Source organism: Streptomyces sp. NPDC002476, assembly GCF_042889785.1.
In the GTDB taxonomy this organism is placed as follows: Bacteria; Actinomycetota; Actinomycetes; order Streptomycetales; family Streptomycetaceae; genus Streptomyces.
Window position 1 is genome coordinate 38,717 of the sequence record NZ_JBIARH010000001.1, and the last position, 11,945, is coordinate 50,661.

The following is an 11,945-nucleotide window of genomic DNA, read 5'->3' on the forward strand; positions in this document are numbered from 1 at the left end:
GGCTCAACGCCCCCTGCGGGCGCGGTACGCCCCGACGAGGGCCGCGGTGGAACTGTCCAGCCCCTCGCCGTCGTTGCCGTCGGTCAGCACCGGCTCGATCCGCTTGGCGAGTACCTTGCCGAGTTCGACGCCCCACTGGTCGAAGGAGTCGATGTTCCAGACGGCTCCCTGGACGAAGACCTTGTGCTCGTAGAGCGCGATGAGCTGGCCGAGGACGAACGGGGTCAGCCGGTCGGCGAGGATCGTCGTCGTCGGGTGGTTGCCCTTGAAGGTCTTGTGCGGCACGAGTTCCTCGGCGACGCCCTCGGCACGCACCTCGTCCGGCGTCTTACCGAAGGCCAGTGCCTGGGTCTGCGCGAAGAAGTTGGCCATCAGCAGATCGTGCTGGGCGACCAGCCCGGGCAGCAGGTCCTCGACCGGCTCGGCGAAGCCGATGAAATCCGCCGGGATGACCTTGGTGCCCTGGTGGATCAGCTGGTAGTAGGCGTGCTGCCCGTTGGTGCCGGGGGTGCCCCAGACGACCGGTCCGGTCTGCCACTCGACAGGGCGGCCGTCCCGGTCCACGGACTTGCCGTTGGACTCCATGTCCAGCTGCTGCAAGTACGCGGTGAACTTGGACAGATAGTGGCTGTACGGCAGCACGGCATGCGACTGGGCGTCGAAGAAGGCCCCGTACCAGACGCCCAACAGCCCCATCAGCAACGGGGCGTTGGCCTCGGCGGGGGCGGTGCGGAAGTGCTCGTCGACGAGGTGGAAGCCGTCGAGCATCTCGCGGAACCGCCCCGGGCCGATCGCGATCATCAGGGAGAGGCCGATGGCGGAGTCGTACGAGTAGCGACCGCCGACCCAGTCCCAGAACTCGAACATGTTGGCGGTGTCGATGCCGAAGTCCGCGACCTTGCCGGCGTTGGTGGACAGCGCCACGAAGTGCTTGGCGACCGCTTCCTGACCGGCGTTCAGGCCGGTCAGCAGCCAGTTGCGGGCGGAGGTCGCGTTGGTGATGGTCTCGATCGTGGTGAAGGTCTTCGACGCGATGACGAACAGCGTCTCGGCGGGGTCGAGGTCGCGCACCGCCTCGTGGAGGTCGGCGCCGTCCACGTTGGAGACGAAGCGGACGGTGAGCGAGCGGTCGGCGAAGGAGCGCAGCACCTCGTAGGCCATGGCGGGGCCGAGGTCGGAACCGCCGATGCCGACGTTGACGACGTTCCTGATGCGCTTGCCGGTGTGGCCGGTCCACTCACCCGACCGGACGCGGTCGGAGAACGCCGCCATCTTGTCGAGCACCGCGTGCACACCCGGCACCACGTTCTCGCCGTCGGCCTCGATCACCGCGTCGCGCGGGGCGCGCAGCGCCGTGTGCAGGACTGCGCGGTCCTCGGTGGTGTTGATCTTCTCGCCGCGGAACATCGCGTCCCGCAGTTGCGCCACTCCGGTGGCGGCGGCGAGGTCGCGCAGGAGACGCAGCGCCGTGTCGTCGACCAGGTGCTTGGAGTAGTCGATGTACAGGTCGCCGACCTGGAGGGTGTATCGGGCGCCGCGCTCCGGATCGTCCGCGAAGAGCTGCCGCAGATGCGTTTCCCCGAGCTGCTCACGGTGCTTGCCCAGAGCCGCCCATTCGGGGGTCCGGTTGAGACTGGTTCGGTTCGGTGTGTTCATCCCGGTTGTCGGCCCACTTCTTCTCGTGCTTGCAGATGCCCCGCCGAGTCCCCAACCTAATTGATCGAAGGGGCCGGCAAGGCTACGACGAGGTGCGGCACCGGTGGATGCACTCCGGCCGGGCCCCATGGGTACCCGGCCGGTGGTTTTCAGATCTCGCCCCGGAGTTTCGCCAGGGCCTCGGCGAGGATGGCCTCGCCGTCCGCGTCGCTGCGCCGCTCGCGCACGTACGCGAGGTGCGTCTTGTACGGCTCGGTGCGCGGCGGGTCGGGCGGGCAGTCCCGGTCCTGGCCGGCCGGGAAACCACAGCGCGGGCAGTCCCACGTCTCGGGTACCTGCGCGTCACTGGCGAAGCTCGGCTGCGTCTCGTGCCCGTTCGAGCACCAGAAGGAGATGCGGAGACGCGGCGCGGACTCGCCCCGCTCGGCCTCCCCCATCGGCCCCGCCCCGACCCGGCTCCCCCGGATCGCGTTGCCACTTGCCACGGTCGTAACTCCCCTGCGTGATGGTGCTCGAAGATGCCCCAGTCTACGTAAGGCCCAACGCGCGTCCAGTGAAAGGAGTTACACCCTCACCGGGATTTGCTTACGACGCGTCAGTTGTCAAGCTTGATGAGCAGACCGAGCACGACGATGCACGCGAACCAGAGCAGTCCCACGACCACCGTGATCCGGTCGAGGTTGCGCTCCGCGACCGAGGAGCCACCCACGGACGACTGCATGCCGCCGCCGAACATGTCGGAGAGGCCGCCGCCCTTGCCCTTGTGCATCAGCACCAGCAGCATCAGCAGCAGGCTGAAGACGATCAGGGCGATCTCGAACCCCAGAATCACGGCTGGTCCCTACTTTCCGAAAGTCCTCTGGACTGCATGTGCGAGCAACGGGGGCCGGGAGGCTGAGCCCTTCCCGGCCCCCGCAAGGGTACGACGGATCCGCGCTACCGCATACTCACTGGTCGCGGAAGCGGACGATCTTGACGAACTCGTCGGTGTCGAGCGAGGCACCGCCGACCAGTGCGCCGTCCACGTCGGGCTTCTCCATGATCTCGGCGACGTTCCCGGACTTCACGGAGCCGCCGTACTGGATGCGGACCTTGTCGGCCAGCTCCTGGGAGTACAGCTCGGCGAGGCGCCCGCGGATCGCCGAGCAGACCTCCTGCGCGTCGTCGGCGCCGCACACCTTGCCGGTGCCGATCGCCCAGACCGGCTCGTACGCGATCACGATCGACTCGGCCTGCTCGGCGGGCAGGTCCTTCAGCCCGCCGTCGACCTGGGCGAGGGTGTGCGGGACGTGGTTGCCCGCCTCGCGGACGGCCAGCTCCTCACCGACGCAGAGGATCGGGGTCAGGCCGTGCTTGTAGGCGGCCTTCACCTTGGCGTTGCAGATCTCGTCGGTCTCGCCGTGGTACTGGCGGCGCTCGCTGTGCCCGACCGCGACGTAGGTGCACTTCAGCTTGGCGAGCATCGGGCCGGAGATCTCACCGGTGTACGCGCCGGAGTCGTGCGCCGAGATGTCCTGGGCGCCGTACTTGATCCGCAGCTTGTCGCCGTCGACCAGGGTCTGCACGGAGCGCAGGTCGGTGAAGGGCGCCAGGACGGCGACCTCGACGGCGTCGTAGTCCTTGTCGGCCAGGGCGAAGGCGAGCTTCTGGACGTGGGCGATGGCCTCCAGGTGGTTGAGGTTCATCTTCCAGTTGCCCGCCATCAGCGGGGTGCGGGTGGTCATGAAAGTTCAGTCCTCCAGAGCGGCGAGGCCGGGAAGCGTCTTGCCCTCGAGGTATTCGAGGCTGGCGCCACCACCGGTCGAGATGTGTCCGAATGCGTTGTCGTCGAAGCCCAGGGTGCGGACGGCCGCGGCGGAGTCGCCGCCGCCCACCACGGTGAAGCCCGTGGAGTCGGCGAGGGCCTGGGCCACGGCCCTGGTGCCCTCGGCGTAGTCGGGGTGCTCGAAGACGCCCATGGGGCCGTTCCAGAAGACAGTGGCCGCGTCGGCGAGCTTCGAGGCGTACAGCCGGTTGGTCTCGGGACCGTTGTCGAGGCCCATGAAACCGGCCGGGATGGCGTCCGCGGGCACCGTGCGGTGCCCGGTCGGGGCCTTGGCCTTGAGGTCGGGGAACTGCTCGGAGACGACCACGTCGACGGGGAGCACGAACTCCACGCCCTTGTCCTCGGCACGCTTCAGGTACTCCAGTACCACCGGGATCTGCTCCTCCTGGAGGAGGGAGCTGCCGACCTCGTGGCCCTTGGCCTTGAGGAAGGTGTACGCCATGCCGCCGCCGATGAGGATGCGGTCGGCGCGCTCCAGCAGGTGGTCGATCACGCCGAGCTTGTCGGAGACCTTGGAGCCGCCGAGCACGACGGCGTACGGACGCTCGACGTTCTCGGTGAGCTTCTTCAGGACGCCGACCTCGGTGGCGATCAGGTCGCCGGCGGCGTGCGGGAGGCGGGCGGGAAGGTCGAAGACCGAGGCGTGCTTGCGGTGCACCGCGCCGAAGCCGTCGCCCACATACACGTCGGCGAGTTCGGCGAGCCGGTCGGCGAACTCGCCGCGCCCGGCGTCGTCCTTGGACGTCTCGCCGGGGTTGAAGCGGAGGTTCTCCAGGACGGCGACCCGGCCGTCGGCGAGCGCGGCGACCGTGGCGCGCGCGGACTCGGCGACCGTGTCGGTCGCGAAGGCCACGTCGGCCCCGATGATCTCGCCGAGCCGGGCGGCGGCGGGCGCCAGGGAGAACGCCGGGTCGGGAGCGCCCTCGGGGCGCCCCAGGTGCGAGGCGACGACGACCCGCGCACCTGCCGCGGCGAGCTTCTCCACGGTCGGCGCGACGGCGCGGATGCGTCCGTCGTCGGTGATGGTGGTGCCGCTCAGCGGCACGTTGAGGTCGGCGCGGACGAATACGCGCCTGCCGGTGACCCCTTCGGCGAGGAGTTCGTCGATCGTCTTCATTCCTGCTGGACTCCTTGGAGGACGAGAGAACATGCGACGGGGCTCGAACGGCGCGCCGGTGCGCCGTTCGAGCCCCGTACCCACATCGAGGTGCCTGCCGACCGGACGGTCAGAGACGGCTGCCGACGAAGACGGTCAGGTCGACGAGGCGGTTCGAGTAGCCCCACTCATTGTCGTACCAACCGATGATCTTCACCTGCGAGCCCTCCGCCATGGTCAGCAGGGAGTCGAAGGTGCAGGACGCCGGGGTCGAGACGATGTCCGAGGAAACGATCGGGTCCTCGGTGTAGAACAGCTTGCCCTTGAGCGGGCCTTCCTCGGACGCCTTCTGGAAGGCGGCGTTGACCTCGTCACGGGTGACCTCGCGCTCCAGCGTGACCACGAGGTCGGTGACCGAGCCGTCCGGGACGGGAACCCGCATCGCGAGACCGTCGAGCTTGCCCTTGAGCTGAGGGAGCACCAGGGCGGTGGCCTTGGCGGCACCGGTGGTCGTCGGGATGATGTTCTGCGCGGCTGCACGGGCACGACGCAGGTCCGAGTGCGGGAAGTCCAGGATGCGCTGGTCGTTGGTGTACGCGTGGACCGTCGTCATCAGGCCCTTGACGATGCCGAAGTTCTCGTCCAGGACCTTCGCCATCGGCGCGACGCAGTTGGTGGTGCAGGATGCGTTGGAGATGACGTGGTGCTTGGCCGCGTCGTAGGCGTCCTCGTTGACACCCATCACGATCGTGATGTCCTCGTTCTTGGCCGGAGCCGAGATGAGGACCTTCTTGGCACCGCCGGCGAGGTGCTTCTCGGCGTCCGCCTTCTTGGTGAAGATGCCGGTCGATTCGACGACGATGTCGACGCCCAGCTCGCCCCAGGGGATGAGCTCCGGGTTGCGCTCGGAGAGGACCTTGATGGTCCGGTCGCCGACGGTGATGCTGTCGGCGGTGTGACTGACCTCGGCCTCCAGACGACCCAGGATGGTGTCGTACTTCAGAAGGTGAGCCGTGGTCGCAGTGTCACCCAGGTCGTTGACAGCCACGATCTCGATGTCCGCCCCCTGCTCCAGCAGCGCGCGGAAGTAGTTACGACCGATGCGACCGAAGCCGTTGATGCCTACGCGGATCGTCACGAAACCGATCTCCTCGTCAGGTACGCCGATTCCTAGGAATCGGCGAGTTGTATACGGATGTCCCCGACCGCCTCCGACCCTACCTCTCCGAGGGGCGGGGAGTGACATCGAACGGGTCCGGACGAAACCGCGCAGGCCCGTATCCCTCGGTAGGGGTACGGGCCTGCGGAGACATGGCCGCTCATCGGGTGGATGTCACGGAGCGTCAATACACGTACGTGTGTTGCCCGTTCCGCATTCAGCCGGTTTCTCGCCTTTCGGCTCACCTCACCAAGCGATTGTCAGGTCATCCCACGAGACCGTCGGCGAGCTCGTCACTGAGAGTGGACTCGGTGCCCGGGATCCCCAGGTCCTGCGCCCTCTTGTCGGCCATCGCCAGCAGCCGGCGGATCCGGCCCGCGACCGCGTCCTTGGTGAGCGGCGGATCGGCGAGCGCGCCCAGCTCCTCCAGGGACGCCTGCTTGTGCTCCATGCGCAGCCGGCCGGCCGCGGCGAGGTGCTCGGGCACGTCCTCGCCCAGGATCTCCAGCGCGCGCCCGACCCGGGCACCCGCGGCGACCGCGGCCCGCGCGGAGCGGCGCAGGTTGGCGTCGTCGAAGTTGGCGAGCCGGTTGGCGGTGGCGCGGACCTCGCGACGCATCCGCCGCTCCTCCCAGGCCAGCACCGAGTCGTGGGCGCCGAGCCGGGTGAGCAGGGCGCCGATCGCGTCGCCGTCGCGGACGACGACCCGGTCCACCCCCCGCACCTCGCGGGCCTTCGCCGCGATGGAGAGCCTGCGCGCCGCCCCGACGAGGGCGAGCGCGGCCTCCGGACCCGGACATGTCACCTCCAGGGAGGAGGAGCGGCCGGGTTCGGTGAGCGAGCCGTGTGCCAGGAAGGCACCGCGCCAGGCGGCCTCGGCGTCGCAGGTGGCCCCCGAGACCACCTGCGGGGGCAGACCGCGGATGGGACGGCCGCGGCCGTCCACCAGGCCCGTCTGGCGGGCCAGCTGGTCGCCGCCCGCCACCACGCGTACGACGTAGCGGGAGCCGCGCCGCAGCCCGCCGGGAGCCATCACGATCAGCTCCGAGCTGTGCCCGAAGATCTCCAGGATGTCCCGCTTCAGCCGGCGCGCCGCCATCGAGGTGTCCAGCTCCGCCTCGATCACGATCCGGCCGCTCACCAGGTGGAGCCCGCCCGCGAACCGAAGAATCGCCGAGACCTCCGCCTTCCTGCAGCAGGTCCGGGTCACCGGAAGCCGGGAGACTTCGTCCTTCACCGCCGGCGTCATCGCCATGGGCCGATCCTTCCATGCATCCGAAAAATACGGTCGTACGCGGCGGCCAACAGCTCCGGATCATGGATCGGAACGCCGTCGGGTGAGGCCACCGGCGCCAGCTCGACCGCGGCGCCGAGCCGCTTGGCGGCATCGGCGAGGGACTCACGATCGGGCACGGCGGCTTCGTCGGCCAGCACCACGTCCATGGCGAGTTTAGGGGCGTGTCGTCCCAAAACCTCCAAATGACGCTGCGGGGAGAAGCCATCAGTTTCGCCGGGTTGGGGAGCGAGATTGAGCGAGAGGACCTTGCGGGCCCTGGTCTCGACCAGTGCTTCGAGCAGCTCCGGGACGAGCAGGTGCGGGATCACGGAGGAGAACCAGGACCCCGGGCCGAGCACCACCCAGTCGGCGTCCAGGACCGCGGCGACGGCCTCGGGGACGGCCGGCGGGTCGTTCGGGACGACATGGACGGACTGCACCTCGCCCGGGGTCAACGCCACCGTCGCCTGGCCGCGCACCGTGTCCACCTCGTCCGGGCGGGCCGGGTCGTGTCCGCGTACGAGCGCCTGGAGCTCCAGCGGCACGGCGGACATGGGCAGCACCCTGCCGTGCGCCCCGAGGAGCCTGCCGACCAGGTCCAGGGCCTGGACGTGGTCGCCGAGCTGCTCCCACAGGGCGACGATCAGCAGATTGCCGACGGCGTGCTCGTGCAGGTCGCCCTTGGACTGGAAGCGGTGCTGGATGACCCGGGCCCACGTCTGGCCCCAGTCGTCGTCGCCGCACAGGGCGGCCAGCGCCTTGCGCAGATCGCCCGGCGGCAGCACGCCCAGCTCCTCACGGAGCCGGCCGCTGGAGCCGCCGTCGTCGGCGACGGTGACCACCGCCGTGAGGTCGCCGGTGATCCGGCGGAGCGCCGCCAGTGAGGCGGACAGCCCGTGGCCGCCGCCGAGGGCGACGACCTTGGGCTGCGTACCGCGTTTGCGGCCGGACAGCGCGGAGGTGGCTCTGCGCAGTCGGCGCAGGCGCAGATTGCGGCTGGTCACTCGCGCCCCATGTCCCGGTGCACCAGAACGGTCTCGATCCCTTCGGTCGCGAGCCTGGCCGCGAGCTTCTCGGACATGGCGACCGAGCGGTGCTTGCCGCCCGTGCAGCCGACGGCGATCGTCACGTAGCGCTTGCCCTCGCGACGGTATCCGGCAGCGACGAGATGGAGCAGTTCCGTGTACTGGTTGAGGAACTCCTTGGCGCCGGGCTGGTCGAAGACGTAGGCGGAGACCTCCTCGTTGAGCCCGGTGAACGGGCGCAGCTCGGGGACCCAGTGCGGATTGGGCAGGAAGCGGCAGTCGACCACCAGGTCGGCGTCGACCGGCAGGCCGTACTTGAAGCCGAAGGACATCACCGTGGCGCGCAGCTCCGGCTCCTCCTCACCGGCGAACTGGGCGTCCATCTTGGCGCGCAGCTCGTGCACGTTGAGGCTGGAGGTGTCGATCACCAGGTCGGCGTCGCCGCGCAGCTCGCGCAGCAGGTCGCGCTCGGCGGCGATGCCGTCGACGATCCGGCCGTCGCCCTGGAGGGGGTGCGGGCGCCGGACCGACTCGAAGCGGCGGACCAGTGCGTCGTCGGAGGACTCCAGGAAAACGATCCGCCGCGTGACGTGCTTGGCCTCCAGGTCGGCGAGGGACTCGCGGAGGTTGTCGAAGAAGCGGCGCCCGCGGACGTCGACGACGACGGCGATGCGCGCCACGTTGCCCTGCGAGCGGGCGCCGAGCTCGACCATGGTGGGGATCAGGGCGGGCGGCAGGTTGTCGACGACGAACCAGCCGAGGTCCTCCAGGCACTTGGCCGCGGTGCTGCGGCCTGCGCCCGACATCCCGGAGATGATCACCAGCTCGGGGATGGCCCCGTCGCCGTTGTCGATCGTGGTGCCCGTACTCACGTGTCCTGCTCCGTCTGTTCGGTCGGTGCCGCCGTGCTCGACCCGGTACTCGTGACCGGTCTTGTGCTGATTCTCGTGTTCGTGCTCGGTCATGTCGTGCTGCCCCCGTCGTCCTCTTCGATGATCTCTCCGGTCGCCGTGTTCACGGCGGGCGCGGCCGGGGCCGCCGTGGCCAGGGCGACGGCCACGGACTCCGCCGTCCGGCGGCCTATGCCCGGGACCGCGCAGATCTCGTCGATTGTCGCCTGCCTCAGCTTCTTCACGGAGCCGAAATGCTTGATCAACGCCTGTTTCCGGGTCTCGCCGAGTCCGGCGACGGCGTCCAGGGGACCGGAGCGGATGCGTTTGGCCCGCTTGGTGCGCTGGTACGTGATCGCGAACCGGTGGGCCTCGTCGCGCACGCGCTGGAGGAGATAGAGCCCCTCGCTCGACCGGGGCAGGACGACGGGGTCGTCGTCGTCCGGCAGCCAGACCTCTTCGAGCCGCTTGGCGAGACCGCACACGGCGATGTCGTCGATGCCCAGTTCGTCGAGGGCCCGTTTCGCCGCCGCGACCTGGGGCTGCCCGCCGTCGACCACGACGAGCTGGGGCGGATAGGCGAACCGCTTGGGACGGCCGTCGTCCTCACGGGGCTCGCTCCCCGGACCGGGCTCGGCGTCCGGGGCGGGACCGACGGGACCGGACGCGGCCGGAATGCCGTCCGGGGCAGGTGCGACGGAGTCCGTCGCTGCGAGGCCGTCCGCGAACGCGGTGGAGTCCGTCGGACCGGCCGTCTCCCCCCACTCCCCCGTCCGCTCCTTCTCCTGGAGGTACCGCTTGAAACGACGGCCGATCACCTCGTGCATCGACCGGACGTCGTCCTGACCCTCGAAGCCCTTGATCTGGAAGCGGCGGTATTCGCTCTTGCGGGCCAGCCCGTCCTCGAAGACGACCATGGAGGCCACCACGTCGTCGCCCTGGAGGTGCGAGATGTCGTAGCACTCGATACGGAGCGGGGCGGTGTCGAGACCGAGCGCCTCGGCGATCTCCTCCAGCGCGCGGGAGCGGGTCGTCAGGTCGGAGGCGCGTTTCGTCTTGTGCAGCGCCAGGGCCTGCTGGGCGTTGCGCTGAACCGTCGCCATCAGGTCCTTCTTGTCGCCGCGCTGCGGGATGCGCAGGCTGACCTGGGAGCCCCGGCGGCCGGCGAGCCACTGGGAGACCGCGTCCGGGTCCTCGGGCAGGGCCGGGACGAGGACCTCCTTGGGGACGGCGTCGCCCGTCTCCTCGCCGTACAGCTGTTGCAGGGCGTGCTCGACCAGACCCGAGGTGTCGACGTTCTCGACCTTGTCGGTGACCCAGCCGCGCTGCCCGCGCACCCGGCCGCCGCGCACGTGGAAGATCTGGACGGCGGCTTCCAGCTCGTCCTCGGCGACGGCGATCAGGTCGGCGTCGGTTGCGTCGGCGAGGACGACGGCACTCTTCTCCATGGCCCGCTTGAGGGCCTCCACGTCGTCGCGGAGCCGGGCCGCCCGCTCGTACTCCATCTCCTCGGCCGCCGCCATCATGTCCTTCTCCAGGCGGCGGATGTACGCGCCGGTGCGACCGGCCATGAAGTCGCAAAAGTCCTCGGCCAGTTCGCGGTGTTCCTCGGAGGTGACCCGGCCGACGCAGGGGGCCGAGCACTTGCCGATGTAGCCGAGGAGGCACGGGCGGCCGGTCCTGGCCGCGTTCTTGAAGACCCCGGCGGAGCAGGTGCGCACCGGGAAGACCCGGAGCATCAGGTCGACCGTCTCTCGGATCGCCCAGGCATGCCCGTAGGGGCCGAAGTAGCGCACGCCCTTCTTCTTGGCGCCGCGCATGACCTGGACGCGCGGGAACTCCTCGTCGAGCGTGACCGCGAGGTAGGGATAGCTCTTGTCGTCGCGGTACTTGACGTTGAACCGGGGGTCGAACTCCTTGATCCAGGAGTACTCCAGCTGGAGCGCCTCGACCTCCGTGGAGACGATCGTCCATTCCACCGACGCGGCCGTGGTGACCATCGTGCGCGTACGCGGGTGGAGTGCGGCCAGGTCCTGGAAGTAGTTGGCCAGACGCTGGCGCAGGTTCTTGGCCTTGCCGACGTAGATCACCCGGCGGTGCTCGTCGCGGAATCTGTAGACCCCCGGGGAGTCGGGGATCTGTCCCGGCTTGGGTCGGTAGCTGGAGGGGTCTGCCATGTGCCCCACCCTACTTGCGGGCAGTGACAGTGCGGCCTGTCCGGACGGGCCCCCTCGCCCGACGCGGGCCGGGGGGCCGGCGCCGGCCGGGGCGGGCGGATCGGCGGGACCGGGCGGATCGCCGGTACGGGCGGCGCGGACAGCCGGTCCCGCCGTGGCGGGGACGCCCGGTCCCGGGGCGGTCGGGGCGGGCCTCAGGCCTTGGGGCCGGCGACGAGCTTGCCGCCCTCGATCCTGACCGGCACCTCGGGCAGCGGCGCGGTCGCCGGGCCCTTCGTCGCCGTGCCGGTCGTCGTGTCGAAGTGGCTGCCGTGACAGGGACAGCTGCCCACGTTGTCCTCGACCTTGTCCAGCACGCAGCCCCCGTGGGTGCACTGGGCGCTGAACGCCTTGTACTGCCCCTTCGCCGGGCAGCTGACGACGACCCGCTGCTCGCGGTAGAGCTTGGACGCGCCGACCGGGATCTCCTCCGGCGCGCCGAGGTCGACGGGGGCGGTGGGCGTGGGCGGCCCGGCGTGACCGAGCACCGATTCGGTCGAGCAGGCGGCCGCTCCCAGCCCGGCGACGCCGACGAGAGCGGCGCCCTTCAGCACGGTACGGCGGGCGGCGGGCTGGCCGGGCATGCGGTCTCCACTGGTCGGAGGGGTGGAACGTACGGAGGTCGCCCGGCAACGGGGACACGGGAGTACCGGAGGTACACGGGCATCGACGCCATCGGTGACGGAACCGACGATACCGGCGAGGGCCGAGCGGCCGACGCGCGGGCCGCCCGAGACCGGTTCCCGCTGGTCAGAGGCGTATTCCGGGCCCGGATCGGGACGGCGTCCGCGACGGCGACGGG

At 70.0% G+C, this 11,945-nt stretch carries 11 protein-coding genes; all 11 read right to left on the reverse strand.

Annotated features, from left to right (window positions below; genetic code table 11):
• Positions 1 to 3 precede the first annotated feature (3 nt).
• The 11 genes from pgi to ACFYXM_RS00220 all read right to left on the reverse strand — a co-directional run bounded on the left by pgi (position 4) and on the right by ACFYXM_RS00220 (position 11,727).
• Positions 4 to 1,656, reverse strand: coding sequence for a glucose-6-phosphate isomerase (pgi, locus tag ACFYXM_RS00170; RefSeq protein ID WP_389285387.1), 1,653 nt, complete (start codon positions 1,654 to 1,656; stop codon positions 4 to 6).
• A 149-nt stretch (positions 1,657 to 1,805) separates the two neighbouring features.
• Positions 1,806 to 2,141: an RNA polymerase-binding protein RbpA gene (locus tag ACFYXM_RS00175; protein ID WP_073788610.1), complete on the reverse strand. Its 336-nt coding sequence runs from the start codon at positions 2,139 to 2,141 to the stop codon at positions 1,806 to 1,808.
• Between the two features lie 110 nt (positions 2,142 to 2,251).
• On the reverse strand, positions 2,252 to 2,488 hold the full coding sequence (gene secG / locus ACFYXM_RS00180) for a preprotein translocase subunit SecG (protein WP_073788612.1): 237 nt from the start codon (positions 2,486 to 2,488) through the stop codon (positions 2,252 to 2,254).
• A gap of 115 nt (positions 2,489 to 2,603) precedes the next feature.
• Positions 2,604 to 3,380, reverse strand: coding sequence for a triose-phosphate isomerase (gene tpiA, locus ACFYXM_RS00185; protein WP_389285389.1), 777 nt, complete (start codon positions 3,378 to 3,380; stop codon positions 2,604 to 2,606).
• A 6-nt stretch (positions 3,381 to 3,386) separates the two neighbouring features.
• Complete coding sequence (locus ACFYXM_RS00190; RefSeq protein ID WP_389285391.1) at positions 3,387 to 4,598, reverse strand: phosphoglycerate kinase; 1,212 nt, start codon at positions 4,596 to 4,598, stop codon at positions 3,387 to 3,389.
• A gap of 109 nt (positions 4,599 to 4,707) precedes the next feature.
• Complete coding sequence (gap, locus tag ACFYXM_RS00195) at positions 4,708 to 5,715, reverse strand: type I glyceraldehyde-3-phosphate dehydrogenase (protein WP_389285393.1); 1,008 nt, start codon at positions 5,713 to 5,715, stop codon at positions 4,708 to 4,710.
• 286 nt (positions 5,716 to 6,001) lie between these two features.
• Positions 6,002 to 6,991: a DNA-binding protein WhiA gene (gene whiA / locus ACFYXM_RS00200; protein ID WP_073788620.1), complete on the reverse strand. Its 990-nt coding sequence runs from the start codon at positions 6,989 to 6,991 to the stop codon at positions 6,002 to 6,004.
• Complete coding sequence (gene yvcK / locus ACFYXM_RS00205; RefSeq protein ID WP_389285395.1) at positions 6,982 to 8,016, reverse strand: uridine diphosphate-N-acetylglucosamine-binding protein YvcK; 1,035 nt, start codon at positions 8,014 to 8,016, stop codon at positions 6,982 to 6,984. Before yvcK ends, whiA begins: the two co-directional genes overlap by 10 nt.
• Positions 8,013 to 9,002, reverse strand: coding sequence for an RNase adapter RapZ (gene rapZ, locus ACFYXM_RS00210; RefSeq protein WP_073788624.1), 990 nt, complete (start codon positions 9,000 to 9,002; stop codon positions 8,013 to 8,015). Before rapZ ends, yvcK begins: the two co-directional genes overlap by 4 nt.
• Positions 8,999 to 11,104, reverse strand: coding sequence for an excinuclease ABC subunit UvrC (uvrC, locus tag ACFYXM_RS00215; protein WP_389285397.1), 2,106 nt, complete (start codon positions 11,102 to 11,104; stop codon positions 8,999 to 9,001). Before uvrC ends, rapZ begins: the two co-directional genes overlap by 4 nt.
• A 194-nt stretch (positions 11,105 to 11,298) precedes the next feature.
• Positions 11,299 to 11,727 carry a Rieske (2Fe-2S) protein gene (locus ACFYXM_RS00220; protein WP_351524548.1) on the reverse strand — a complete coding sequence of 143 codons (429 nt, stop codon included), beginning with the start codon at positions 11,725 to 11,727 and terminating at the stop codon, positions 11,299 to 11,301.
• Positions 11,728 to 11,945: the final 218 nt, after the last annotated feature.

Coding starts and splice junctions, on each gene's coding strand:
- pgi (WP_389285387.1), bottom strand. CDS start 1,656: ATGAACACACCGAACCGAACCAGTCTCAACCGGACCCCCGAATGGGCG.
- tpiA (WP_389285389.1), bottom strand. CDS start 3,380: ATGACCACCCGCACCCCGCTGATGGCGGGCAACTGGAAGATGAACCTC.
- ACFYXM_RS00190 (WP_389285391.1), bottom strand. CDS start 4,598: ATGAAGACGATCGACGAACTCCTCGCCGAAGGGGTCACCGGCAGGCGC.
- whiA (WP_073788620.1), bottom strand. CDS start 6,991: ATGGCGATGACGCCGGCGGTGAAGGACGAAGTCTCCCGGCTTCCGGTG.
- rapZ (WP_073788624.1), bottom strand. CDS start 9,002: ATGACCGAGCACGAACACGAGAATCAGCACAAGACCGGTCACGAGTAC.
- uvrC (WP_389285397.1), bottom strand. CDS start 11,104: ATGGCAGACCCCTCCAGCTACCGACCCAAGCCGGGACAGATCCCCGAC.
- ACFYXM_RS00220 (WP_351524548.1), bottom strand. CDS start 11,727: ATGCCCGGCCAGCCCGCCGCCCGCCGTACCGTGCTGAAGGGCGCCGCT.